Consider the following 25,624-nt stretch of genomic DNA (forward strand, 5'->3'; position numbering starts at 1 on the left):
AGTACGTTCGGGGCGTCGCCGGGGGTGAGGATGTCGTGGTCGGCGAAGTGCAGCTGGAACGACGACACGCCCGGCAGGGTGCCTGCGGGAGCGCGGATCTCGGCGGGGAAGTTCGGCAGCGTCGACAGGTCGTTGCCGAACGACGCCGTCTCCGAAGTGAAACGGTCACCGGTGAGCTGCATACCGTCACCCGAGTCACCCGCGAACCGGATGATCACCCGGTCCAGCCGGCGGACCTCGTGAACCGGGAGGGCCGTACCGTCCGCCTCCCTGGAGGCGCTCGTGCCACTGGAATGAGTCGTATCGACGGCCACCGGCCGCTCCTTCGCGTCGACGCAGCTTGTTGCCTGCGCCGCACGCTAGGGAGCACCCCTTGTGATCGGCCAAAGCCCGTCGCTCAGAACGCCGTTCGATGAGGACACCCGGCGCCCGGCCTCGCCCCGCCGTGGCCCGGTGACGCCCCGCCGTGGCCCGCGGACCTCCCGCCGCGCCTGCGCGGGCGCTGCGCCCCAAGTCGGCGGCCACCGCCCCCGTCACAGCAGCCAGTCGGCGTCCCTCGCGATGCGGATCGCGTCGACGCGGTTGCGGGCGTTCAGCTTGGCGACGATGGTCGTCAGGTAGTTGCGCACCGTCCCCGCCGACAGGCGCAGCCTGGAGGCGATCTCCCGCGGCTCCGCGCCCTCCGCCGCCAGCCGCAGCACCTCCGTCTCCCGGTCGGTGAGGGGGCTCTCGTACTCCCCCCAGGCGGCCAGCGCCAGTTCCGGGTCGACGGCCCGATGCCCCGCCGCCACCCGCCGTACCGCGGTGGCGAGTTCGGAGGACGGGGCGTCCTTGCGGAGGTAGCCGGCGACCCGGGTCTCCAGGGCCCGGCGCAGGGCGCCGGGGCGGCCCAGGCTCGTGAGGATGAGGACCCGGCACTGCGGGAGCCGTTCGCGCAGCCGGCCGGCCGCCGACAGGCCGTCGACACCGGGCAGATCGATGTCGATGATGGCGACGTCGGGCCGGTGCTTGAGGGCCATGTCGACGATCTCGTCCCCGCGTGCCACCTCACACACCACGTCGAGATCGTCCTGGAGATTGAGCAGCGCCACCAAGGCGCCGCGAACCATGTTCATGTCCTCGGCGATCAGGATGCGTATCACCGAACTCCCCGGGAGACGTGCGCGTCGCTCGACTCGCCCGCGCTGTCGGACCGTTCGTGGCCTTTGATACAGAGCACGGCGGGATGGTCCTGGAGGTTCAGCATCACCGAACTCCCCTGTAGAGGCGGGCGTTGCTCAAGTCGTACAAGCTGTCGGACCGTTCGTGAGTCTCGATCATCTCCACGGCCTCCATCCTGCGGAGATCGTAAGTCAACCTCGTAAAAATTGTGCGGCATTCAAACCCCTGCTGACACACAACGGCGTAACTGGCCCACTTGCAATGAAGAGTTGATGCCGATCCGCCGTCCGCGGCGAATCCAAGGCCGGGACCGGGCTCCGGGGCCGGAGGCGCTGCGGCGCCCCCGTGCGCGCCGCTCGCGGTGCACAAGCGGCTCTTTAGAGGGCGCCCGCAGGATGCGTGCGAACCGTACGCGTCGGCATGGCGCCGGCAGTCTCGGAGAGGTCAGCGATGCGCGTTCTTTTCACCATCTTTCCGGCATCGGCACATCTTTATCCAGCCATTCCGCTGGCGTGGGCGCTGCAGAGCGCCGGCCACGAGGTCGTGGTGGCCAGCCCCGAAGGTGTGGTCGACCAGAAGGTGATCGAGAACATCACCTCGGCCGGCCTCACCGCGGTCTCGCTGGGCGGCAAGGAGGAACTCACCGCCTCGCTCGCGCCCCTCATCGCCGGCGCGGGCCCCGACCGGCCCACCCTGGCGCTCGACCCCGACGACCCGGACTCCTGGCGCACCGCCAGGGCCGTGCTCGGGGGCATGTTCAACGCGTACTACCCGCCGCCGGCCGTCGAGGGCGGACGCCGGCCGGTCCTGGACGCACTGGTCGAGTTCGCCAGGGACTGGCGTCCCGACCTCGTCCTGTGGGACCCGCTGGCGCCGACCGGCGCGGTGGCCGCCCGCGCCTGCGGCGCCGCGCACGCGCGCCTGCTGTTCGGCACCGACAACATCGGCCTGGTCCGGGCCAGGACGCGTCAGGAGCTGGCCGATCCGTCGTCCGGCCTGACCGAGGACCCGTGGATGCCGTGGCTGCGCCCGGTCCTGGAGCGCTACGGCCTCGACTTCACCGAGGAGACGCTGACCGGCCAGTGGACCATGGACCTGACCCAGTCCCGGATGCGCACCCCGGTGGACCTGACGTACGTCCCCGTCCGCCGCGTCCCCTACAGCGGCGGCACCACGCTTCCCGGCTGGCTGCACGCCCGCCCCGAACGCCCCCGGGCCGTGCTCACCCTGGGAGTCAGCCGCCGCCTGCTGGCCGGCCGGCACAGCGGCTTCCCGATGAAGGAGTTCTTCGAGTCCGTCGCCGGCCTGGACCTGGAACTGGTCGCGACGCTGAACAGCGAGCAGCTGGAAGCGGCCGGCACGCTCCCGGACAACGTCCGCGCCCTGGAGTACATCCCGCTCAGCCAGGTGCTGCCCACCAGCTCGGCGATCATCCACCACGGAGGCGGCGGGACGTTCGCCGCCGCCGTCGCGTTCAAGGTGCCGCAGCTCGTCGTGCCGCTGCCGATGTGGGACGAGATGGTCACCGCCCGGTACGTCGCCCGCCGGGGCGCCGGACTGGTCGCCGACCCCGCGGCGATCGACGTCGACAGCATCCAGAAGGACCTCGTCCGGCTGATCGAGGAGCCCTCCTTCCAGCTCGGCGCGCGCGCCCTGTACGAGGACATGCTGGCCGCCCCGGCACCCAAGGACGTCGTCCCGGTCCTGGAGCGGCTGACCGCGGAGCACCGCGGCTGAGCCGCGGGCGTCCGTCACCGCACGGCACCGAGGCCAGTCGATTTCAGCAGGAGGGGGCGAGCGTGCGCGTCGAGGAGACCGGTATCCCCGGCACTTTTCTGATCGAGCCGGACCACATACCCGACAGTCGGGGCGTGTTCTACGAGTCGCTGCGCACCGACGAACTGGAGCGTTCCGCGGGGATCGTCTTCCAGCCCCGCCAGATCAACTACTCGGTGTCCCGGCGCCACACCCTGCGCGGCATCCACAGCGTGACCATCCCGCCCGGACAGGCGAAGTTCGTCACCTGCGTCCGCGGCGCGCTGCGCGACATCGTCGTCGACCTGCGGGTCGGCTCGCCCACCTTCGGCGGGCACCGGGTCAACGAACTCGACGCCGCCTCCGGCCGGTCCGTGTACGTGCCGGAGGGCGTCGGCCACGGATTCCTGGCGCTCACCGACGACGCCTGCATCTGCTACGTCGTCTCCACCACGTACGTCCCCGGAACACAGATCGACATCAACCCGCTCGACCCCGACCTGGACCTTCCCTGGGAGTGCGCCGGGACACCGCTGGTCTCGGACAAGGACGCGAAGGCACCGACGCTCGCCGAGGCCCTGGCTGCGGGCACGCTGCCGGACTTCGCCGGCACCTGACCCGGCGATCGACCGCCACCCGGCGACCGGCCGGCACCTGACCCGGCGATCGACCGCCACCCGGCGATCGACCGCCACCCGGCGACCGGCCGTCGCCCGACCCGGCGATCGACCGCCACCCGGCGACCGGCCGTCGCCCGACCCGGCGATCGACCGCCACCCGGCGACCGGCCGTCGCCCGACCCGGCGACCGGCCGGCATCCGACCCGGTGTCGCCCCGGTGCCGCCGACCGCCCGCGCACCGGGGCGAGGAGGACGGGGTCGCGGGCCCTGTCTGCCGCGAACCGCGCACCGGACCGAAGAGGCATCAACACATGAAGCGAGAGGACCTCCCATGAAGGCTCTGGTGCTGGCCGGCGGATCGGGCACCCGCCTGCGGCCCTTCAGCTACTCCATGCCCAAACAGCTCATCCCCATCGCGAACAGGCCGGTCCTGGAATACGTCCTCGGCAACATCCTCGACCTCGGCGTGACCGAGGTCGGCGTCATCGTCGGCGACCGTGCCCAGGAGATCCAGCAGGCGCTCGGGGACGGCTCCCGGCTCGGGGCGCGGCTGACCTACATCCAGCAGGAGGCTCCGCTCGGCCTCGCCCACACCGTCGCCATCGCCCGCGACTTCCTCGGCGACGACGACTTCGTCATGTACCTCGGCGACAACATGCTGCCCGAGGGGATCGCCGCCATCGCGGAGGAGTTCGCCGCGCACCGCCCGGCCGCCCACGTCGTGGTCTACAAGGTGCCGGACCCGCGCGCCTTCGGCGTCGCCGAACTCGGCCCCGGCGGCGAGGTGCTGCGCCTGGTGGAGAAGCCCGAGCGGCCGCGCAGCGACCTGGCCCTGATGGGCGTGTACTTCTTCACCGCCGCCATCCACGACGCGGTCCGCTCCATCCGGCCCAGCGCCCGCGGCGAACTGGAGATCACCGACGCGATCCAGTGGCTGGTGTCGACGGGCGCGGACGTGCGGGCCGGCCAGTACCAGGGCTACTGGAAGGACACCGGCAACGTCGAGGACCTCCTCGACTGCAACCAGCACGTCCTGGAGAGCCTGCGGCCGGCCCTGCACGGGGAGATCGACGGGGCCAGCGTGCTCGCCGGGCCGGTCGTCGTCGAAGAGGGGGCGCGCATCCTGCGCTCCCGCATCGAGGGACCGGTGATCATCGGCGCCGGCACGGTCGTGGAGGACAGCCACATCGGCCCGCACACGTCCATCGGGCGCGCCTGCACGGTCACCGGAAGCCGGCTGGAGTACTCCATCGCACTGGACGGCGCGTCGGTCACCGGCGTCCAGGGCCTGCGCAGTTCCGTCATCGGCCGCTCCGCCTCGGTCGGCACCAGCGAGCAGAGCACGGACCGTTACCGCCTGGTCGTCGGCGACCACACCAGAGTGGAGGTGGCGGCATGAGGATCCTCGTCACCGGAGCGGCCGGCTTCATCGGCTCCAACTTCGTCCGCAACCTCCTCCGGAACGCCTACCCGGGCTGGGAGGACGCCCGGGTCACCGCGCTGGACAAGCTGACCTACGCGGGCAACCGCGACAACCTGCCCGCCGCGCACCCGCGCCTGGAGTTCGTCCGGGGCGACATCTGCGACCTGGACCTGCTGCGCGAACTGCTGCCCGGACACGACGCCGTGGTGCACTTCGCCGCGGAGTCCCACGTGGACCGCTCGCTGGAGGGCGCGGGCCCGTTCTTCCGCACCAACGTGCTGGGCACCCAGACCCTCCTCGACGCCGTGCTGGACAGCGGGGTCGAGCGGGTCGTGCACGTCTCCACCGACGAGGTGTACGGCTCCATCGAGCAGGGCTCCTGGACCGAGGACTGGCCGCTGCTGCCCAACACCCCCTACGCGGCCTCCAAGGCCTGCTCCGACCTGGTCGCCCGCACCTACTGGCGCACGCACGGGGTGAACCTCTCCATCACCCGCTGCTCCAACAACTACGGGCCCTACCAGCACCCCGAGAAGCTCATCCCGCTGTTCGTCACCAACCTGCTGGAAGGCCGGCCGGTGCCGCTGTACGGCGACGGACGCAACATCCGCGAATGGCTGCACGTGGACGACCACTGCCGCGGCATCCACCTGGTGCTCGACCGTGGCCGGGCCGGCGAGATCTACAACATCGGCGGCGGCAACGAGCGCACCAACCGCGCCATCACCGAGCGCCTGCTCGAACTGACCGGATCCGGTCCGGAGATGATCCGCCACGTCGCCGACCGCAAGGCGCACGACCTGCGGTACTCCATCGACGAGTCCAAGATCCGCGAGGAGCTCGGCTACGCGCCCGAGATCGGGTTCGAGGAGGGCCTGGCCGCCACGGTGGCCTGGTACCGCGACCACCCCGACTGGTGGAAGGCCGTCAAGTACGGGGCCGGCCGTGAACACGGCTGACCGCGGCGCGGCGGCCGGGCCGCGCGTGACGGTGCTGGGCGGCACCGGCTACCTGGGCCGCCGTATCGGCGAGGCGTTCCACGCCGACGGCGCCCGGGTGCACCTGGTGTCCCGTGCACCGGCCCAGGACGGGCCGGCGGACGTACGCCACGTGGCCATGGACCTGCTCGCCGCCGACGCACGGGACCTCGCCGCCCTCTTCGGCTCGCTGCGGCCCGACGTGGTGGTCAACGCCGCCGGCCGGGTCTGGCAGGGCGACGAGGCCGAGATGACCGCGGGCAACGCGGACCTGGTCGTCCGCCTCACCCGGGCGCTCGCCGGACTGCCGCACCCGCCGCGGCTGATCCAGCTCGGCACCGTCCACGAGTACGGCGCCGGAACACCGGGCGCCGGCACCCGCGAGGAGCAGCAGCCCGCACCCGTCACACCGTACGGGCGCAGCAAACTGCTCGGCACCCGGACCGTTCTGCGGGCCGCGGCCGACGACGGCCTGGACGGTGTGGTCCTCCGCCTCGCCAACGTGATCGGTGCCGGGGTGCCGGCCGGCAGCCTCTTCGGCCGGGTCGCCGCACACCTCGGCGCGGCCGCCGTCGCCCGGTCCCTGGGCGAGCACCCCGACGAGCTGCGGCTCCCGCCGCTGCGCGCCCGCCGCGACCTGGTCGACGCGCACGACGCCGTCGACGCCGTACGGGCCGCCGCCACCGCGCCGAAGGCCGACGTCGGCGGCCGGGTGATCAACGTCGGCCGCGGCGAGGCGGTACCGATGCGCGCGCTGGTCGACCGCATGGTCCGCCTCAGCGGCGTGGACGTCCCCGTCGTCGAGGCCGCCCCCGCCCCGTCCCCGCGCACCGACGTGGCGTGGCAGCAACTCGACGTCTCACGGGCGCTGCGGCTCCTGGGATGGCGGCCGCGCCGCACCCTCGACGACTCGCTGCGCGACCTGCTCGCAGCCGCTGTGCCGGCACCGGTCAACGGAAGGACATGACGATGAGCGACACCATCGACCACAAGGAACTGGTGCTGGACGAGGTCCGCAGGTACCACCGCGAGACCGCGCCCGACCGGGAGTTCGTGCCCGGCGTGACCGAGATCTGGCCGTCCGGCGCGGTCCTGGACGAGGCGGACCGGGTCGCCCTCGTCGAGGCGGCGCTGACCATGCGGATCGCCGCCGGACCCAGCTCGAAGAAGTTCGAGTCCGCGTTCGCCAAGCGGCTGAAGCGGCGCAAGGCCCACCTGACCAACTCGGGTTCGTCGGCGAACCTGCTGGCCGTCTCCGCCCTCACCCAGCACGAACTCGGGGACCGGGCGCTGAAGCCGGGCGACGAGGTGATCACGGTCGCCGCGGGCTTTCCCACCACCGTCAACCCGATCCTGCAGAACGGGCTCGTCCCGGTCTTCGTGGACGTGGAACTGGCCACGTACAACACCACGGCCGAGCGGGTGGCCCAGGCCATCGGCCCCAAGACCCGGGCGATCATCATCGCGCACGCGCTCGGCAACCCCTTCGAGGTCGCCGAGGTGGCCCAGCTCGCCGAGGAACACGGCCTCTACCTCATCGAGGACAACTGCGACGCGGTCGGCTCCACCTACGACGGCCGGCTCACCGGCACCTTCGGCCACATGACCACGGTCAGCTTCTACCCGGCGCACCACCTCACCATGGGCGAGGGCGGCTGCCTGCTCACCTCCGACCTGGGCCTGGCCCGCATCGTGGAGTCGCTGCGCGACTGGGGCCGCGACTGCTGGTGCGAACCCGGCATGAACAACACCTGCTTCAAGCGGTTCGAGTACCAGCTGGGCGACCTGCCGGCCGGGTACGACCACAAGTACATCTTCTCCCACGTCGGTTACAACCTGAAGGGCACCGACATCCAGGCCGCGCTGGGCCTCGCCCAGCTCGACAAGCTGGACGGCTTCATCGAGGCGCGGCGGCGCAACTGGCGCCGGCTGCGCGAGGGACTGGACGGCGTCCCCGGCCTGCTGCTGCCGGAGCCCACCCGGAAGTCCGACCCGAGCTGGTTCGGGTTCGTCATCACCGTCGACCCCGAGGCCCGCTTCACCCGCGCCGAACTCGTCGCCCACCTCGAAGAGCACAAGATCGGCACCCGGCGGCTGTTCGCCGGCAACCTCACCCGGCAGCCCGCCTACACCGGCAAGCCCTTCCGGGTCGTCGGCGACCTCACCAACAGCGACGTCGTCACCGAGCACACCTTCTGGATCGGCGTCTACCCGGGGCTCACCGACGAAATGCTCGACTACATGACCGCCACGATCAAGGAGTTCGTGGCCCAGCACGGCTGAGAGCCCGTCGGCGTACCCCTCCCCGGACGGGCCCCGGGCACCCCGGCCCGCGTCCCGGACACCTCTCCCCGGACGGGCCCCGAGCACGCCTGCCCGCGGACCGGGTCCGCCGACCGGCTCCCAGCCACCGGGCCGCCTCCCGACAGGAGACCGGGAAGACGATGGAGATAGTGGGAACCGGATTCCTGGCACGGAGTCTGCGTCCGCTGGCCGGCCGGCATCCGGGCACCGTGGCCCTCGCGGCTGGGGAGTCCAGGACGAGCGGCGCCACCGACGCGGACTACGCGCGGGAAGCCGCACTGCTGCGCGACGTCGCGAAGCGGTGCGCCGCGGGCGGACAACTGCTCCTGTTCTTCTCGACGGCCGCGACCGGAATGTACGGCCTCGCCGAGGGACCGGGCAGGGAGGACGCCCCGGTCCGCCCCGCCACCCCCTACGGCGCCCACAAACTCGCGCTCGAGGAGCAGTTACGCGACTCGGGGGCCGACCACCTCATCCTCCGGCTGGCACACCTGGTCGGACCGCACGGGCGCCACCACCAGCTCATCCCCACCCTGGTGCGGCAGGTCCGGTCGGGGTCGGTGTTCCTGCACCGGCGCGCGGTCCGCGACCTGATCGGCGTCGCCGACATGCTGACGATCACCGACCGGCTGCTCGCCGCGGGGCTGCGGGCCGACACGGTCAACGTGGCCTCCGGATTCGCGGTCCCGGTCGACGACATCGTCGACCACCTCGCCCGCGCGCTGCGGCTCACCCCGCGCAAGACGTACGTCGACGCGGGCGCCGAGTACGCCATCTCCACCGAGAAGCTGCGCGCCCTGGTACCGCAGGTCGCGGACCTGGGCTTCGGCCCCCACTACTACCGCAGGGTCCTCAACGACTTCCTCGCGGCCGACCGTGCCTGACCCGGCCGCGCTCTCCGCACCAGAAAGACAGGGAGTTACCCCGATGCCGTCGACCCACACCCTCCAGAGACGTGAGAACGCGACCCTGCCGGACCGCATCGCGCGCTCGGCGGCCACCACCGAAGGCGCCCACCTCGGCACCGGCGACTTCGCGGCCTGGCTGGCCGGGCGAGGCCGGGCCAACACCTTCCGCGTCGAGCGGATACCGTTCGCGGACCTGGACGGCTGGTCGTTCCAGGAGTCCACCGGCAACCTGGTGCACCGCAGCGGACGGTTCTTCTCCGTCGAGGGCCTGCACGTCGTCGAGCAGGGCGAACCGCACGGCGACGGCCCCTGCGCCGACTGGTACCAGCCCATCATCAAACAGCCCGAGGTGGGCATCCTGGGCATCGTCGTCAAGGAGTTCGACGGCGTGCTGCACTTCCTGATGCAGGCCAAGATGGAGCCCGGCAACCCCAATCTGCTCCAGCTCTCGCCCACCGTCCAGGCGACCCGCAGCAACTACACCAAGGCCCACAAGGGGGCGGACGTCAAATACATCGAGTACTTCGTCGGGCCGGACCGCGGCCGGATCGTCGCCGACGTGCTCCAGTCCGAACACGGCTCGTGGTTCCACCACAAGTCCAACCGCAACATGGTGGTCGAGGCGACCGGCGACGTCCCGCTCCTCGACGACTTCTGCTGGCTCACCCTCGGCCAGATCGCCGAACTGCTGCACCTGGACAACGTGGTCAACATGGACTCGCGCACGGTGCTGTCCTGCCTGCCGTTCGGCGACGCCTGGGGCGGCGCGCTGCTCACCGACACCGAGCTGCTGTCCTGGATCACCGGCGAGCGCACCCGGCACAGCGTGCGCGCCGAACGCGTCCCGCTGGACAACCTCCCCGGCTGGAAACGCCGCGAGAGCACCATCGAGCACGAGGCGGGCCGCTACTTCGACGTCGTCGCCGTGTCCGTGCAGGCGGGCAACCGCGAGGTGACCGGCTGGACCCAGCCCCTGTTCGAGCCGGTCGGCGCCGGCGTCACCGCCTTCCTCACCCGGCGGTTCGGCGGCGTCCCGCACGTCCTGGTGCACGCCCGGGTCGAGGCCGGCTTCCTCGACACCGTCGAACTCGGGCCGACCGTGCAGTACACGCCCGACAACTACGCCCACCTTCCCGCCGGTCAACGCCCGTTGTTCCTCGACACGGTGGAGAACGCCGGCCCCGACCGGGTCCGCTACGAGGCCGTGCACTCCGAGGAGGGCGGCCGCTTCCTCAACGCCGTGAGCCGCTACCTCATCGTCGACGCGGACGAGACCGACGCCCCGCAGGACCCGCCGCCCGGTTACGCCTGGGTCACCCCGGGGCAGCTCACCTCCCTGGTCCGGCACGGCCACTACCTCAACGTCCAGGCCCGCACCCTGCTCGCCTGCCTCAACGCGACGGCGGTGAGGTCCCGGTGACCGGCCCCCTGCGGATCGGGGTGATCGGCTGCGCGGGCATCGCCGTGCGCCGCATGCTCCCCGCCTTCGCCGCCGACCCCGGCATCGAGATCGCGGCGGTCGCCAGCCGGGACGCGGCCAAGGCGCGTGAGGTCGCCGACCGCTTCGGCGGCCGGCCCGTCCACGGATATGACGCACTGCTCGAACAGGACGACGTCCAGGCCGTCTACGTGCCGCTGCCCGCGGCGCTGCACGCCGAGTGGACCGAGGCGGCACTGCGCACGGGCCGGCACGTCCTCGCCGAGAAGCCGCTGTCCACCGACCGCCACAGCACCGCACGGCTGCTCCGACTGGCCGCCGCCCGCGGCCTGGTGCTCATGGAGAACGTGATGTTCGTCCATCACCGCTGGCACGAGGCCGTACGACGCCTGGTCGCCGACGGCGCGATCGGCGAACCGCGCTCCTTCCACGCCGCGTTCACCATCCCCCCGCTGCCCGACGGCGACATCCGCTACGACCCGCACCTCGGCGGCGGGGCGCTGGCCGACGTCGGGATCTACCCGCTGCGGGCCGCGCTGCACTTCCTGGGCGCCGCTCTCGACGTCACCGGCGCCCGCCTCGTCCGGGGCGCGGGGCGGCAGGTGGAGACCTCCGGCGCCGCGTTGCTGAGCACACCCGGCACCGTCACCGCCCAGATCACCTTCGGCATGGAGCACGCCTACCGCTCGTCGTACGAACTGTGGGGCAGCGAGGGCGGCATCACCGTCGACCGGGCGTTCACCCCGCCCGCCGACCACGTCCCGGTGATCGGCCTGCACCGCGACGGGAAGACCGAGGAGATCACGCTCGCGCCGCACGACCAGGTGGCGGCCACCGTCGCGGCCTTCGCCGCCGCCGTGCGCTCCGGAACCCTCCCGGACCCCCGCGACACCCTGCGGCAGGCGGAACTCCTCGACGAGGTACGCCGGTCGGCGGCACCCGGCGAACCGGACGGAACCCACGTCACCACGGCATCCACGTAACCCACGGCACTGACGCAACTGACGGAATCCGGACCAGCGGGAGGAGCCACCCGTGCGACGTCACATCGCTTTCTTCGACTTCCCGGCCGTAGGCCATGTCAACCCCACGGTCGGCGTGATCGAGGAGCTGGTGCGAAGGGGCCACCGCGTCACCTGCACCGTGACCGACCACTTCGCCCCCATCATGAAGGCCGCCGGCGCCGAACCGGTCCGCTACGACTCGGTCTTCGGCGACTTCTACCAGGCCCCCCTGACGCCCGAGGAGACCGCGGGCGAGGGGCTGCGCAGCCTGGACGAGGCCACCTCCCTCGTCGCCCAGGTCACCCCGTTCTACGAGGCGAACCGGCCGGACGTGATCGTCCACGACTTCATGGCGTGGGGAGCGCGCTTCTTCGCCGCCACGCACGGCATCCCGCTGATCCGGACGTATCCGGTGCTGGCCGCGAACGAACACTTCTCCATCCGGGAGAGGTTCCCGGTGGCCGCGCCGGACGACCCTCGGATCGTCGAAGCCGCGATGAAGCTGGCGGCGCTGCTGCCCCGGTTCGGACTGCCCGCCGATCCTATGGGCTTCCTCACGCACATCGAGAAGCTCGCCCTCGTCTTCCTCCCCCGCGAATTCCAGTACGCGGGCGAGACCTTCGACGAACGGTTCGTCTTCACCGGCCCCTGCATCGCCGAACGCCCCTACCAGGGCACCTGGCAGCCGGCCTCGCCGGACCGCCCCGTCCTGCTGGTCTCGCTCGGCACCTCGGCCAGGGGCTGGCCGGAGTTCTTCCGCATGGCCATCGAGGCGTTCGGCGACTCCGAGTGGGACGTCCTGATCACCGTCGGCGAGCACACCGACCCGGCCGCCCTCGGGCCGCTGCCCGCGAACGTCGACGTACGGCGGTACGCGCCCCAGCTCGACGTGCTGCGCCACGCACGGCTGTTCATCAGCCACGGCGGCATGAACAGCACCATGGAGTCGCTGGACAACGGCGTGCCCATGGTCCTGGTGCCCCAGACGAACGAGCAGCGGGCGAACGCCCTGCGCGTGCAGGAGCTGGGCCTCGGCCGCCTGCTGGCCAAGGAGGACGTCACCGTGCGGAGCCTGCGCGAGGCCGCCGAGCGGCTGACCGGCGACGCCGCGGTGACCGAGCGGGTGCGGGCCATGCGCGAGCGCATACGGTCCGCCGACGGCCCGGCCGTCGCGGCCGACGCCGTCGAGGCCTACCTGGCCGCCCTGGCCTGACCCCCCGCCCGCACCTGGCGGCCCGCGCCTGGCGGCCCGGCCCGGTCGCCCGTGTCCGGCGGTCCGGTCCGGTCGGCCGCGCCTGGCGGTCCGGCCTGGTCGCGCTTGGCGGTCCGGCCTGGTCGGCTGTGTCCGGCGGTCGGGCCCGGCTGCTCGTGTCCGGCGGCCCGGCCTGGTCGCCCGCGCCTGGCGGCTCGGCCTGGTCGGCCGTGTCCGGCGGTCGGGCCCGGCTGCTCGTGTCCGGCGGCCCGGCCTGGTCGCCCGCGTCTGGCGGTTCGGCCTGGTCGGCCGTGTCCGGCGGTCCGGCCCGGCTGCTCGTGTCCGGCGGCCCGGCCTGGTCGCCCGCGCCTGGCGGCTCGGCCCGGGCGGCCGTGTCCGGCGGTCCGATCGCCCGCACCCGGCGGTCCGGCCTCCCGCGTCCGGCGGCCCTGCCGCCCGCGCACAGGCGGCGCTGCCCGCGTACAAGCACCGCGCAAGCGGGCCCCGGAACACTGGGGGTGCAGAGCCGCTCCGGCGGGATCCGGCGGGCAGGGTCTCCAGGGTCTCCCTCGGCGCCCCCGCCGCCCCGACGGCGCCACCGGTGCGAACCGGTGGTTCCCGCGCTAGGAGACCGATGGACCATCTCGAAGAACTCAAGGAATTCGCCCGCCTGCACGCCCGGGGACAGGGCATGACGGCCGGGCACGCCACGCGCGTCCTCACCCGGATCACCAACGACACCGTCGGGGACCCCGGGTCGTGGGCCGCGGTGTGGACCGCCGAGGGCCGGGCCGCCGCCGACCGCGGCGACCTCCTCGACGCCTGCCGCCACTTCGCGCTCGCCCGGTTCCCGTACCACGGCGACGCCGACCGCGTCCACGCCCAGCGCCTGTGCGTCGAGACCTTCGACCGCTGGCGCCAGCACCAAGGGGGCATCGAGCGCCTGGAGTTCGAGCACTGCGACGGCACCGTCGTCTGCTGGGCCACCGGACTCGACCGCCCCCGCCCGCTGCTGATCGTCATGGGCGGCATCGTCAGCGTGAAGGAACAGTGGGCACCCCTGCTGCCGCTGCTGCGCAAACTCGGCTTCGCCGCCGTCGTCACCGAACTGCCGGGCGTCGGCGAGAACACCTTCACCTACGGCCCCGACTCCTGGCGCATCCTCGGCTTCCTGCTCGACGAACTCGCCGACCGCGCCCGGGTCTCCGACACCTCGATGCTCGCCCTCAGCTTCAGCGGCCACCTCGCCGTGCGCGCCGCCGCCGACGACTCCCGCATCCGCCGGGTCCTCACCGTGGGCGCGCCCGTCGCCGGCTTCTTCACCGACGACGCCTGGTGGCCCCGGGTGCCCGGCATCACGGCCGACACCCTGCGCCGCCTCACCGGAAGCGCGAGCCCGGCAGAACTCCATTACCTGCTGCAGCAGTTCGCGCTCACCCCGGAGCAGCTGCGGCAGGTGCGGATTCCCGTACGGTACGTCGCCAGCGGCCGCGACGAGATCATTCCGCCCGAGGACCAGGCGCTGCTGCGCCGCACGCTCGACGACGTGCGCTTCAAGACGTTCGACGACGTGCACGGCTCGCCCGCCCACCTCGGCGCGATGCGGCGCTGGCTCATCTCCCAGCTGCTGTGGCTGCGGTTCGCGCGCCGCGGCGACCGTCCGACGTCCCGCACCCTGTCCGGAGAGAGGTCCTCATGAACGAACCCGGGAACGACAAGGACGCCGCCTCCACCCCCGCGGCCGGTGTGCCGCCGTGGCAGACGCTCGCGTCCCTCGGCATCACCGAGAACGACCTGGCGGCCGCCCCCCACATGCCGGCCGCTCTCGTCCTGCGGCTGCCGGCGGGGCAGGGCGGCGCCGTGTAGGGAGCCGCGCCGGGTGGGGGAGCGGCGTCGCGGGCCGGTCAGCCGCCCACCCGCGCGGTGGACGAGGGGCTCGGCACGGGCACCTCGGCCAGCAGCCGGAACGTGCCGTCCCGCCAGGGCCCCGACTCCAGCCGTCCGCCCACCGCGGTCATCCGCGCGTGCAGATTGACCAGTCCGTTGCCGCCGTAGGGCGAGGGGTCGTGGTGGGCGGGGTCGACGCCGTCGTTCTCGACCACCAGCCGGACCAGACCGTCCAGCTGCACGGCCTCGATGCGGCAGCGTGAGGCGTTGCTGTGCCGCAGCAGATTGGTGACGGCCTCCCGCAGCGTGGTGGCGAGCGCGGTGTCCAGGTGCGAGGAGAGCGGCCCCAGGTCGACCTCCGTCCGTACGTCGATCCCGGCGGCGTCGAGCAGCGACCGCGCCGACCTGACCTCCTGCCGCAGGGACAGCTCGCGGAAGCCGCTCGCGACCTTGCGGACGTCGGTGAGGGACTGCTCGGCGATGGACAGCACCTCGTCGACCTCCTTCATCGCGCGTGTGGGCTGGGTGGGAATGAGCCGGTGGACCAGTTCGCTCTTCAGCGTGATCGCGGAGAGGCTGCAACCGAGCAGGTCGTGGAGGTCCCGGGCGAAGCGCAGCCGTTCCCCGGTGACGGCCCGCCGGGCGAGTTCACCGCTCGCCGCGTGCAGCCGCGTGACCAGCTCCGCCAGCCGGGCCAGGCCGAACAGGGCGAACCCGGTCAGCAGCGTGGTCTGGCAGAGCAGGACGCCGTCGAGGACCGACCGGCCGTCGAACGCCGGCAGGATCAGCATGCCGAGCCCCACGACGCCGTACAGCGGCCAGGCCACCGGGGGCGGCAGGAGCAGCAGCAGCGACGCCGCCAGGCAGCCGGCCATCGTCGCCCAGTACGCGTGGAACAGCAGCAGCGGCAGACAGGTCAGCAGCGCCTGGAAGGCGAGGGTCAGGCACCTGCGGGGCAGGGGCGCCCGGTTGCCGCCCGGCGCGGAGTGCAGGAACTGCAGGCCGAGGTTCCCCAGGAGGAGCAGCACACAGGTCGCCTCGGCGGCCGGGGAGAGACCGGCCCGCAGGATGTCGACGGTGCTCAGCAGCGCGAAGCCCAGCAGCGCGGCGAGGGGCACGGTGCGCGCCGACCGGGGGGCGGGAAGCTCGTCATCGAACAAGGGCGGGGCGTCCGCCCAGCGTCTGTTGCCCCTCGACTCGTCCGCACTGTCGAAACGGTCGTGACCGCCCATCACCTTCACGGCCTCTCACAACTCTGTGCGTCTTCGCGTGGATGCTATGCAATACCTGTGTCCCGTGCAGCGATCAGCCGCCGTGAAAGTCACGTCGCACAGCCGACCGCTCTCGAGTGTCGTGTTTTGCACTATGGACTTGTGTGTGCGTGTCCACGCACGGATGCTGCCCGGGGAGACCGGTATTGATGCGGCCGATTCCTTACCGCTGAAGGGAGTTGGGACACACCGAAGGCCCCGCCGGGCCTCACGTGCCGGCGGTGGTCTCGTCGAGCGAGGCGAGTGCGACGGCGGCCTCGGCCTGTCGCGGGCTCCTCAGCGCGGTCAGGGCGTCGCGGGCGGCGAGCAGCGTCTGCCGGGCCTCCCGGTGGCCCGTGGCGGTGAGCACCTGGCCGAGGTCGAGCCGCGTAGCCTCCGCCCAGGCCGGCATCTGCGCCTCCTCGAAGGCGGCCAGGGCCTGCCGCAGCGGCGGTTCCGCCTCGTGCCAGCGTCCCAGGGCGGCCAGGTCGTTGCCGATCTGCTGCCGGGCGACCGCGTGGTACAGCGTGATCAGCTCCTCCGTCCGGCCCGGTATCCCCGCGCGGCAGATCCGCTCGCTGCGGCGGTGGATGTCCAGGGCTTCCGCCGGCCGGCCGGCCTGGCGCAGCAGGCTGCCCAGGGAGTTGAGCACCGTCAGCTCGGCCAGCCGGGACTGCGGGGTGTCCTGCTCGGCCAGGCGGCGGGCCGCCTCGTGCAGGCGCTGCTGCGCCTCCCGCGTCCGGCCCAGCCGGTGGAGCGCGCCGGCGCTGTAGCCGAGCGCCCAGCCCTCCTGGAGCCCGTCCCCGCACTCGCGGGCCGCCATCAGCGCGGCGTCGGCGCTCGTCAGGGCGGCACGGGGGTCGTGGACGCAGAGGTTGTGGGCCCAGGCGAGATAGTTCAGGTGGACCGCCTCCTCCCGCCTGCTGCCCAGGGCGCGGGCGGAGTCGGCGGAACGCCGGAACACCTCCACCCACTGCTCCCAGTGCTGGTTGCGGTCGGAGAACCAGTGCATCGCCTCCGCCGTGTCCAGGACCTGCCGGTGCCGGCCGGTGTCGTGCGCCCGGCGCAGTGCGGCCAGCCACTGCGCCTGCTCGGCCTCCAGCCAGGCCCGGGCCTCCTCCTTCCCGGCAGGCGCTCCCTCCGGGTCCGGGTCGCCGTACGGCGTGGTGCCGTCATGGTGGACGTCGAAGTGCAGCGCGGCGACGGTGGCCCGGCGCAGCATCCAGTGCGCGGTCCGGTCCAGGGCGGCGTCGCGGACCCCGGGTCCGTCCTCGGCCGTCACCTGCTCGGCCGCGTACAGCCTGAGCAGGTCGTGGAAGCGGTAGCGCTCGGTGGCGGGATCGCTCTGGAGCAGTCCGGCGTCGGTCAGTTCCTCCGCGCAGGCGACGGCCTCGTCGTAGGGCAGACCGGCCAGGAGCGCGCCGGTCTCGGGGCTGAAGTCCGGGCCGGCCGCCAGCGCGGCGCGGCGCAGGAAGGTCCGCGATTCCGGGCGCAGTTGCCGGTACGACAGCGCGAAGGCGGCGCGCACCCGCAGGCTTCCGGCCTGGAGGCCGTCCAGCCGCCGCCCCTCGGCGGTGAGGCGGGCGACGAGCTTGCCCAGCCGTTCGTGCGGCCGGCTGACGAGCCGCTGGCCGGCGATCCGGACGGCCAGCGGCAGGTGTCCGCACAGGTCGGACAGATCACGCGCGGCCTGTGCCTCCGCCGCCACCCGTTCCGGGCCGATGATGCGGCTCAGGAGTTCCACCGCCTCCTCGCGCCGCAGCAGAGCCAGATCGCAGCGGTGGACGGATTCCAGGCCCGCCAGGGACTGGCGGCTGGTGACGATGGTCAGGGACGGCCCGGTGCCGGGCAGCAGGGGGCTGATCTGGGCCTCGTCGGCGGCGTTGTCCAGCAGCAGGAGCAGTCGTCGCTGCCCGGCCAGGGACCGCCACAGGCCGGCCCGGTCCTCGGTGCCGGCCGGCACCGCCGCGTCGGGGATGCCCACCGCGCCCAGCAGCCGGGCCAGCGCGTCCCTGGGGGTGACCGGTTCGGGATCCATGCCGTGCAGGTCCAGGGCGAACCGCCCGTCCGGGAAGTGCGGGGCGAGACGGTGCGCGGCGTGCACCGCGAACGCGGTCTTGCCCAGGCCGGGCTGCCCGGTGACCAGGGTGACCATCGGCCCGCCCCGGTCGGCGTCCCGTGCCAGGTCCAGCAGCCGGGCGAGGGCCGGGCCGCGGGCGGTGAAGTCCGCGATGTCACGCGGCAGGGCCAGGGTGCCGGGTGCGGACGGGCCGCCGGCCGCACCCGGGCGCGGACGGCCCGCGGCGGCGGCCCTCTCCAGGTCCGCGGCCTCGTCGTCGTCCAGCCCCAGCGCCTCGGCCAGCGCCTGGACGGTACGGCGCTGCGGTCCCCGGGTGCGCCCGCGTTCCATGTCCGCCAGTGCCCGGACACTCACCCCGGCCGCATGGGAGAGCGCCTCCTGGCTGAGCCCGGCACGGGCCCGCAGGCCTCTTAACCGCTGCCCGAAGTCCTCCGTGGAAGGCGTGCCGTCCCGCACCGTCGATGTCCCCGATCGTCCGGCTCGTCCGGACGCGAGCCCCGGCAGAAGTATGGCCGACCGTACTTCTGCCGGGAGAACCGCCTGGGCGGCACCGGCCCGAAATGATCGACTGGAGGCAGACGCGGACGCCCCGGTCACACGCTTGCCGCCGGGGCACGGACCGCCCGCCGTCGAACGACAGCCGTACGCACACGGCGTACCACCCAACGGGGAGATCTCATGAACACCAGGCGTCACCGCTCCATGCTGCTCGCTGTCGCGGGCACGGCCCTCACCCTGTCCCTGACCGCCTGCCAGGGCGGCACGGACAGCGACGCGGAGTCCGCGGGCACCTCCTCGGCCGCCGCTTCGGCGACCGTGGCGGCGGGGGACGGCAAGAGCACCGGCACCTCGGATTCGGCGGGTGCGGCCGACTCGTCGGCTTCGGCGGGTTCCAGCGGCGCCGGCGGCTCCACGGGGACGGCCGGCTCGTCCGGCAAGCAGGCCTCCGCCTCCGACGCGGTCTGCACGGCAGGGGACATCACCGTCACCGCCGCCAGGCAGGACGGCCCGCCCTACACCCACCTCGTCCTCACGGCGAAGAACACCTCGCACCGCTCCTGCAAGCTGCCGGGTTTCCCGCACGTGCAGTTCCTGGAGAGCCACAAGCAGGACGTGCCGGCCGTGGCCAAGAGCAAGCCGGCCACGCCGGTCGTGCTCGAACCGGGGGCCCCGGCCTACGCCCTGGTGAAGTTCTCCGACGGCGGGACCGACGAGGACACGGAGCCGGTGTCGGCGTTCTCCCTCACGCTGGAGGGCGACTCCACGGTCATCGCCGTCACCGCGCCCGGCAGCGGCGGCATCGCCGTCGACCCGGCCAAGTCGCTCACCGGCTACTGGACCCCCGAACTGCGCAACGGCGCGGACGACTTCTGAGCCACCACACCATTCGACCAAGGAGCGTGCGCATGCGCGGATTCAGGAGAGCCCTCACGGCGGTCGCGGCCATCGCCGCCTTCGCGGGGGTGGGGGCCGCGGCGGCGCCGTCGCAGGCGGCCACCTCCTGCACGAACAAGGGCCGCAAGTACATCTGCGAGTACGGCATCTCGACCACGAAGTTCGCCAACGGGACCAAGCAGCAGTTCGTCGTCGGCACCGACCACGCGGTGTGGACGAACTGGACCTACCCCGACGGCTCCTGGAACGGCTGGCAGTCCATGGAGGGATGGGTCCAGAGCCGGATCCAGATCGACCATCTGGGGGGCAGCCTGACGAACTTCACCATCGCGGCCATCGGCCGGGACGGCAACTACTGGTTCCGGATGCGCTACGACAGCGGTGCGTGGACCGCCTGGCAGGTGAGCTGCACCGTCCAGGACGGCCCGCTGTGCCCGTGACCCCCGTGGACGGGTCGTAGCGGCCGGTGGGGCAGCGGCACACGCTGCCCCACCGGAAGTTCAGACGCGGGAGCCCGCCGCCAGCGCCGTGAACGCCGACCACGCGTCGCGGGACAGGGCCAGCGCCCGCCTGTCCGTGTCCTTGGAGTCCCGGACGAGAACGGCCTCGGCACGCACGGCGACCTCGACGCAGTTGCCGCCCCCACCGCCGCTGTAGCTGCTCTTGAACCAAGCAAGTTCGGTGGTGCTCATAACGCTCCTCGCATCTGCTCCAGCAGGCTCGCGGTGGCCTGGTGACTCAGAGCCTGTGAGCGCATCCTGCCATAGCGCTGAAGCATGGCGCTTGCGGCTTTCGGGTCGGTGACGAGCATGCTGCAGTCGTGCGCCTCGACGTAGCCCACCCAGCGATTCTCCGCCGTCTCGGCGAGGTAGAGAGGCCCCTCGAAACCGGAGTGATCCTCCTGGATCCGAGGCATGACCTGGATCTCCACGTTCCGGAGCCGGCCGACTTCGAGCAGGGTGCTGAGCAGCGTGTGGGTGACTCCGTCGCCCGCCAGGCGGCGATCCAGCAGGGCCTGCTCGACGATGAAGCCGAACGAGCTGTTCGGCCGCTCCGTCAGGAGACGCTGACGTTCGAGCCGAGCCGTGACCTGTTGCTCGAACTGCTCCTCCGACAGAGGCGGAAGACGCCGCTCGAAGAGCGCGCGAATGTACGGCTCCGGCTGGAGCAAGCCCGGAATCACAGCGCACTCGTACGCATACAACGAGATCGCTTCCTCCTCGATCCCCGCCCACTGCCGGAACCACGACGCCAGCCCCGCCTTCCGCGTCAGACTGCGGGCCGCCGCCCCCAGCACCCTCCCCGCGGCCGCCCCCAGCACCTCCTCCGACCGCTCCAGCAGATCCCGTGGCGGGAACCGCTTGCCCTGTTCGATCTTGGCGATGTAGGCGACCGAGTACCGCACCAGCGGCGCGAACTGCTCCTGCGTCAGGCGGGATTCCTCGCGCAGGGCCTTGAGGACCGCGCCGAATGTCTTCAGGCTGTCGGAGAGTTCCGGCTCGCAGCTTCCGTTGCCCCCGGCCTGCCCGGAACTCCCGCCCGCCCCCACGCCGTTGCCGGTCATCGTCGCAGCCGCCTTCCCCTGTGCCTCGTGCTGTCGGGTACCTCTCCGCTGCCGAACGTGCTGCGCCACGCTCGGCGGACCCATCGTCACGTACAGCGACCGACCCGGTCCAGCGCGTGAACCGGTACAACGGGATCTGTATCGGCGCCGGACCTGCCGACCGTGCGGAAGGAGCCTCCCGGCCCACCCTCCGGCATTGGTCTGTACCAAATTCAGACATGCTCACGAAGCGGGATCAATCATCCCGTACGTGACGCACTGTCGGGGACCCGTGGACGGATCCCGGGCTCTTTCCGGACCCCCGGCACCCCTTCCGGCCTGCGGATACGGCGGAGCGCTCCGCGGGGCCGGCCCCTGCGGGCCGGTGCCGCCGACGGTCCCGTACGGCGGGTGAGCGTGAACCGATAGCGGTCTTAACGGTGTGCTGCCACCGCCCTACCTTCATCAGGGACATGCCACGGCGGTGGAGCGGCTCGCCGTGGCGCCCCCCACATGCCGGCTCCGCGCGCCGGGCGGATCCGCCGGGCGCGCCGGCTGAGAAGGAGCCCCCTCACATGAGTCCGAGAAGACTGCTGACCTCCCTCCTGGCCTTCGCGGCCTTCGCGCTGGCCCTGCCCCTGGCGGCCGTCGTCACCACGGCGAGCCCCGCCAGTGCCCACGGCTGGATCACCTCCCCGCCCAGCCGCCAGGACCATTGCGCCACCGGGCGGGTCACCGGCTGCGACGGTCTGCAGTACGAGCCGCAGAGCGTCGAGGCACCCAAGGGCTCGCGCCTGTGCAGCGGCGGCAGCCGCTGGCGCGTACTGGACGACGAGACCAAGAACTGGCCGGTGACCCCGGTGTCCAGCACGGTCACCTTCCAGTGGCGGCTGACCGCCGCGCACAGCACCAGCACCTGGGACTACTACGTCGACGGCACCCTGTTCAAGCGGTTCGACCAGGGCAACACCCAACCGCCGTCCAACATCTCGCACACCCTGTCCGGCCTGCCCGGCGGCAAGCACAAGATCCTCGCGGTGTGGAACGTCGCCGACACCCCCAACGCCTTCTACAACTGCGTCGACGTCCAGGTCGGCGGCGGTGGCGGTCAGCCGCCCACCGTCCCGGCCGAGTGCTCCTCCGCCGCTCCCTGGGACGCGGCGAAGGCCTACACCGGCGGCCAGAGCGCACTCCACCGCGGCCACGCCTGGCGGGCCGCCTGGTGGACGCGCGGTGAGGAGCCGGGCACCTCCGGCGTCTGGAAGGACCTGGGCTCCTGCTGACCCGTCCGCACACCACACTGCACCGCACCTCCACGACACCCGCGGCACGGCGGCCACGGCACGGCCCCCGCGGGACCGACAGCCCTCGAAAGGAGCCGGGAATGGCGAGACGAACACGAGTTGCGCGGCGGGCGCTGGGCCTGCTGGGCGCGGCCCTGGCCCTGCTGGCCGCACCCCTGTCACCACCCGCCGCGGCGGCGGGCGAGGAGACCCTGGCCGACACCTGCCCGCTCAACGGGCGCCCCTCCGGCAAGGTGCTCCAGGGCTACTGGGAGAACTGGGACGGGGCCGCCAACGGCGTCCACCCGCCCTTCGGCTGGGTGCCGATCAACGACCCCCGCATCCGGCAGCACGGCTACAACGTCATCAACGCCGCCTTCCCCGTGATCCGTTCGGACGGCACCGTCCTGTGGGAGGACGGCATGGACGTCACCGTGAAGGTCTCCACCCCGGCCGAGATGTGCGACGCCAAGGCGAACGGCGCGACGCTGCTGCTGTCGATCGGCGGCGCGGCGGCCGGCATCGACCTCAGCTCCAGCACCGTCGCGGACCGGTTCGTCGAGACGGTGGTGCCGATCCTGAAGAAGTACAACTTCGACGGCATCGACATCGACATCGAGACCGGCCTGGTCGGCAGCGGGAACATCAACCAGCTCTCCACCTCCCAGGCCAACCTGGTCCGCATCATCGACGGCGTGCTGCAACGGATGCCGCCCGGCTTCGGCCTGACCATGGCGCCGGAGACGGCGTACGTGACCGGGGGCAGCGTGGCCTACGGCTCGATCTGGGGCGCGTACCTGCCGATCATCAAGAAGTACGCCGACAACGGCCGGCTGTGGTGGCTGAACATGCAGTACTACAACGGCAGCATGTACGGCTGCTCCGGCGACTCCTACTCCGCCGGCACGGTCGAGGGCTTCATCGCCCAGACCGACTGCCTCGACAAGGGCCTGGTCGTCCAGGGCACCACGATCCGGGTGCCGTACGACAAGCAGGCGCCGGGACTTCCGGCCCAGCCGGGCGCGGGCGGCGGCTACATGTCGCCCTCGCTGGTGGCCGGCGCCTGGAACACCTACCGCGGCGGCCTCAAGGGCCTGATGACCTGGTCGATCAACTGGGACGGATCGCGGGGGTGGACCTTCGGCGACAACGTCCGCTCCCTCCAGGGCCGCTGACCCCGAGGCCCCGCCGGTCGCGGGCGCTGCATCGGACAGCGCGTCCGCGGCCGGCGGGACCGGCCGCCGCCCCACCGCGTCGCGGGCCGGGGGCGGCGGTCCGGCGACGCGTCCCCGAGCCCCGGTGAACCGCTCCACTCCACGCGCCCTCTCCGGCATCCGCCGTACCGGTGGAACGGGTCTCCCCCTTCTTCTCTTCCTCCGGTTCGTCGAGCAGGCCAGGGAGGAAGGGGGATCGGCGTGGAGGGCGGTGGACGCTGCCGGTGGTGCTGGACGGCCTGCCTCATGACCGCCAGAACGCGTCGCACCGGCCCTGAGCGCTCCCCCCGGCTCCTGTGCTCTTCAGGAAGCCGTGGTCCGCAGGATCGACCGCACGACGTTGAGCAGGGCGCCGTTCGGGTCGTCGGCCCGCTCCGTGCTGCGCCAGCCGACGATGTGGTCGGGGCGGACCAGCACCGCGCCGCTCTCGCCGATCTCCGAGACAGCGGCCCAGTCGCCGTACCGGTCCTCGTAGTCGCACCCGCGACCGATGGAGACAACCTCGACCTCCACACCTGTCTGCGCCGTGACCTCGGCGGCGGCCTCGCGCCAGGCGTCACCGCGGATGCCGGTCAGGAGCGTGAACCGGCCACGGCCGCACAGGTCGATGACGGCGACCTTGCGCTGCCCGTCGAGCAGCCACGCGTGCGGCAGGTGCCGTCCGGGGTAGGTGGTGGGGAAGTAGTGGATCTCCTCGTCCCTGGGCGCGATGGGGGCCGGCGTGCCGTCGGTCACCAGAGCACCGGACCGGTAGTTCTGGTTGGTCTCCACACCATGGGTGTTGAAACAGAGCAGCGTGCCTTGCACCGCCGCGTCGAAGGCGGCGCGCCGCTCCGCGCCTTCGGCGGTGGGGGCCTGGAGAGTCTCGAGCGCGGCGGCCAGCGCGTCGGGCCCGGCGGCGGGCGGCAGACGCAGGGCCATGAACAGGGGCGGCATCAAGTGGTTGCTCGCCGTGGTCCGCTCGACGATCTGGCGGGCCACGGGCAGCCGCTCGTCGCTGTACGTCTCCAGCAGGCCGGGTCCCGCCTGGCCGCGCAGGACCAGCGCGAGCTTCCAGCACAGGTTGAACGAGTCCTGGATCGAGGTGTTGGAGCCCAGGCCGTTCATCGGCGAGTGGCGGTGCACGGCGTCACCGACGCAAAAGACGCGGCCGACCCGGTTCTCGGTGGCGTGGACGTGGTTGACCGCCCAGGTGGAGACGGACTCGATCTTCACCTGGACAGTGTCATCGCCGATGAGCTGGTGGACGATGCTCGTGCCGAACTCATCGGTGAGTTCCGGGGTGCCCTGTTCGATGTCGTACCCCCACACGGCGACCCATTTGTTCCAGGGCCGGACCATACGCAGCACACCGATGCCGTTGCCGTCGTGGCCGACGCCGGGCTGGATGAACCAGTACATGTCGCCCGGCCGGTGCTCGACCAGGTGGGTCAGGTCCGCCTCGAAGACGACGTTGATCGATCCGCCGAGTCCCATCTCCCCCTCGAGCGGAATACCCAGCTGCTCCACGACGCGCGATCTGCCGCCGTCGGCGCCGATCAGGTATCTCGACCGGATCTGGTACTCCTCACCGGTCACCCGGTCCAGAACGGTGGCGGTGACACCGTCGTCGTCCTGGGTGAAGGAGAGCAGTTCGGTGTTGACCCGCAGAATCGCGCCGCGCTTGGTGGCGGCCTGCAGCAGGATCGGCTCCATCAGGTCCTGGGGCAGGTCGCACACGGCGGTCGGGCTGGCCAGGTCGTGCTCGGCCTTGAACCGCGGATGGGTGTACCAGGTCCGCAGCCGTCCGAGCTCCGCACCGGTGAGGGCGGTGGCCCACACATGCTCGCCCATCAGGTGCTGGGGCGTCGCGGCCCGCTTGCCCTCGTCCTCGACCCCCAGGTCGCGCAGCACCTCCATGGTGCGCTGATTGGTGATGTGGGCGCGCGGTGTGTTCGCGACCGCGCCGTACTTGTTCAGCACGATCGTACGGACACCGTACGTCGCCAGCAGCGCACCGGCTGCGGCGCCCGCCGGGCCGGCGCCCACGACCAGGACGTCCGTCTCGGCAACACGCGTGGTGCTCATATTCAACTCCTCGGGAAAACAAGGCACTTACATGGAATGCAGGTCGCGTCTGCCGGATGCAGGTCGCGTCTGCCGGATGCGGGACACGTCTGCGGAAGCCGTGCACCGTACGCCCACGCCGCC

22 protein-coding genes and 1 pseudogene are annotated in these 25,624 nt (G+C 72.2%); 16 read left to right on the forward strand and 7 right to left on the reverse strand.

The window, feature by feature from the left end; translation table 11 throughout:
* Both VKA29_RS16895 and VKA29_RS16900 read right to left on the reverse strand, forming a co-directional pair.
* Window positions 1-314, reverse strand: a pseudogene (locus VKA29_RS16895) (2-oxoglutarate ferredoxin oxidoreductase subunit alpha); the annotation flags it as partial.
* Between the two features lie 219 nt (window positions 315-533).
* Entirely contained in the window at window positions 534-1,142 is a 609-nt protein-coding gene (locus VKA29_RS16900) for a response regulator transcription factor (RefSeq protein WP_324786539.1), read from the reverse strand.
* Between the two features lie 469 nt (window positions 1,143-1,611).
* Between VKA29_RS16900 and VKA29_RS16905 the strand changes: the two genes are divergently transcribed.
* From VKA29_RS16905 to VKA29_RS16960, 12 genes are all read left to right on the forward strand, one after another.
* Window positions 1,612-2,898 (forward strand): nucleotide disphospho-sugar-binding domain-containing protein, encoded by a 1,287-nt coding sequence (locus tag VKA29_RS16905; RefSeq protein ID WP_324786540.1) that lies wholly within the window; start codon window positions 1,612-1,614, stop codon window positions 2,896-2,898.
* Between the two features lie 62 nt (window positions 2,899-2,960).
* The gene (locus VKA29_RS16910) at window positions 2,961-3,533 is read left to right on the forward strand and encodes a dTDP-4-dehydrorhamnose 3,5-epimerase family protein (RefSeq protein WP_324786542.1); all 573 of its coding nucleotides are present in this window, start codon (window positions 2,961-2,963) and stop codon (window positions 3,531-3,533) included.
* Between the two features lie 334 nt (window positions 3,534-3,867).
* Complete coding sequence (locus VKA29_RS16915) at window positions 3,868-4,935, forward strand: glucose-1-phosphate thymidylyltransferase (protein ID WP_324786544.1); 1,068 nt, start codon at window positions 3,868-3,870, stop codon at window positions 4,933-4,935.
* A complete protein-coding gene (gene rfbB, locus VKA29_RS16920) occupies window positions 4,932-5,918 on the forward strand; it encodes a dTDP-glucose 4,6-dehydratase (protein ID WP_324786546.1) in 987 nt (328 codons plus the stop codon). The genes VKA29_RS16915 and rfbB overlap by 4 nt, the downstream gene beginning before the upstream one ends.
* Window positions 5,905-6,903, forward strand: a complete 999-nt coding sequence (locus tag VKA29_RS16925) for an NAD(P)-dependent oxidoreductase (protein WP_324786548.1) — start codon at window positions 5,905-5,907, stop codon at window positions 6,901-6,903. The genes rfbB and VKA29_RS16925 overlap by 14 nt, the downstream gene beginning before the upstream one ends.
* Window positions 6,900-8,219 (forward strand): lipopolysaccharide biosynthesis protein RfbH, encoded by a 1,320-nt coding sequence (gene rfbH / locus VKA29_RS16930; RefSeq protein WP_420718509.1) that lies wholly within the window; start codon window positions 6,900-6,902, stop codon window positions 8,217-8,219. Before VKA29_RS16925 ends, rfbH begins: the two co-directional genes overlap by 4 nt.
* A gap of 161 nt (window positions 8,220-8,380) precedes the next feature.
* Window positions 8,381-9,124, forward strand: a complete 744-nt coding sequence (locus VKA29_RS16935) for an NAD-dependent epimerase/dehydratase family protein (RefSeq protein ID WP_324786551.1) — start codon at window positions 8,381-8,383, stop codon at window positions 9,122-9,124.
* 43 nt (window positions 9,125-9,167) lie between these two features.
* Window positions 9,168-10,568: an NDP-hexose 2,3-dehydratase family protein gene (locus VKA29_RS16940; protein ID WP_324786552.1), complete on the forward strand. Its 1,401-nt coding sequence runs from the start codon at window positions 9,168-9,170 to the stop codon at window positions 10,566-10,568.
* Window positions 10,565-11,569 carry a Gfo/Idh/MocA family oxidoreductase gene (locus VKA29_RS16945; protein ID WP_324786554.1) on the forward strand — a complete coding sequence of 335 codons (1,005 nt, stop codon included), beginning with the start codon at window positions 10,565-10,567 and terminating at the stop codon, window positions 11,567-11,569. The genes VKA29_RS16940 and VKA29_RS16945 overlap by 4 nt, the downstream gene beginning before the upstream one ends.
* 52 nt (window positions 11,570-11,621) lie before the next feature.
* Window positions 11,622-12,803, forward strand: a complete 1,182-nt coding sequence (locus tag VKA29_RS16950; RefSeq protein ID WP_324786555.1) for a macrolide family glycosyltransferase — start codon at window positions 11,622-11,624, stop codon at window positions 12,801-12,803.
* A gap of 613 nt (window positions 12,804-13,416) precedes the next feature.
* Window positions 13,417-14,481: an alpha/beta fold hydrolase gene (locus VKA29_RS16955; RefSeq protein ID WP_324786558.1), complete on the forward strand. Its 1,065-nt coding sequence runs from the start codon at window positions 13,417-13,419 to the stop codon at window positions 14,479-14,481.
* Entirely contained in the window at window positions 14,478-14,648 is a 171-nt protein-coding gene (locus VKA29_RS16960; protein ID WP_324786560.1) for a hypothetical protein, read from the forward strand. Before VKA29_RS16955 ends, VKA29_RS16960 begins: the two co-directional genes overlap by 4 nt.
* Before the next feature lie 38 nt (window positions 14,649-14,686).
* Here VKA29_RS16960 and VKA29_RS16965 read toward each other — a convergent pair whose 3' ends face one another.
* Both VKA29_RS16965 and VKA29_RS16970 read right to left on the reverse strand, forming a co-directional pair.
* The gene (locus VKA29_RS16965; protein ID WP_324786562.1) at window positions 14,687-15,829 is read right to left on the reverse strand and encodes a sensor histidine kinase; all 1,143 of its coding nucleotides are present in this window, start codon (window positions 15,827-15,829) and stop codon (window positions 14,687-14,689) included.
* A 319-nt stretch (window positions 15,830-16,148) separates the two neighbouring features.
* Window positions 16,149-18,455 (reverse strand): ATP-binding protein, encoded by a 2,307-nt coding sequence (locus VKA29_RS16970; RefSeq protein ID WP_324786564.1) that lies wholly within the window; start codon window positions 18,453-18,455, stop codon window positions 16,149-16,151.
* A 222-nt stretch (window positions 18,456-18,677) separates the two neighbouring features.
* On the opposite strand from VKA29_RS16970, the gene VKA29_RS16975 reads away from it, so the two are divergent.
* Window positions 18,678-19,373, forward strand: a complete 696-nt coding sequence (locus VKA29_RS16975; protein WP_324786567.1) for a DUF4232 domain-containing protein — start codon at window positions 18,678-18,680, stop codon at window positions 19,371-19,373.
* A gap of 32 nt (window positions 19,374-19,405) precedes the next feature.
* Window positions 19,406-19,834 (forward strand): hypothetical protein, encoded by a 429-nt coding sequence (locus VKA29_RS16980; RefSeq protein WP_324786569.1) that lies wholly within the window; start codon window positions 19,406-19,408, stop codon window positions 19,832-19,834.
* Window positions 19,835-19,894: 60 nt separating this feature from the next.
* Here the strand turns inward: VKA29_RS16980 and VKA29_RS16985 are convergent, their stop codons facing one another.
* The gene (locus VKA29_RS16985; RefSeq protein ID WP_324786571.1) at window positions 19,895-20,086 is read right to left on the reverse strand and encodes a DUF397 domain-containing protein; all 192 of its coding nucleotides are present in this window, start codon (window positions 20,084-20,086) and stop codon (window positions 19,895-19,897) included.
* Window positions 20,083-20,958, reverse strand: a complete 876-nt coding sequence (locus tag VKA29_RS16990) for a helix-turn-helix transcriptional regulator (RefSeq protein WP_324786573.1) — start codon at window positions 20,956-20,958, stop codon at window positions 20,083-20,085. Before VKA29_RS16990 ends, VKA29_RS16985 begins: the two co-directional genes overlap by 4 nt.
* Window positions 20,959-21,512: 554 nt before the next feature.
* Here VKA29_RS16990 and VKA29_RS16995 point away from each other — a divergent pair.
* Entirely contained in the window at window positions 21,513-22,220 is a 708-nt protein-coding gene (locus VKA29_RS16995; protein WP_324786575.1) for a lytic polysaccharide monooxygenase, read from the forward strand.
* Window positions 22,221-22,321: 101 nt separating this feature from the next.
* Window positions 22,322-23,395 (forward strand): chitinase, encoded by a 1,074-nt coding sequence (locus tag VKA29_RS17000; RefSeq protein ID WP_324786577.1) that lies wholly within the window; start codon window positions 22,322-22,324, stop codon window positions 23,393-23,395.
* 342 nt (window positions 23,396-23,737) lie between these two features.
* On the opposite strand, the gene VKA29_RS17005 is transcribed toward VKA29_RS17000, so the two are convergent.
* Window positions 23,738-25,501 (reverse strand): FAD-dependent monooxygenase, encoded by a 1,764-nt coding sequence (locus VKA29_RS17005; RefSeq protein ID WP_324786579.1) that lies wholly within the window; start codon window positions 25,499-25,501, stop codon window positions 23,738-23,740.
* Window positions 25,502-25,624 lie beyond the last annotated feature (123 nt).

The organism is Streptomyces sp. H51 (genome assembly GCF_035656535.1).
In the GTDB taxonomy this organism is placed as follows: Bacteria; Actinomycetota; Actinomycetes; order Streptomycetales; family Streptomycetaceae; genus Streptomyces.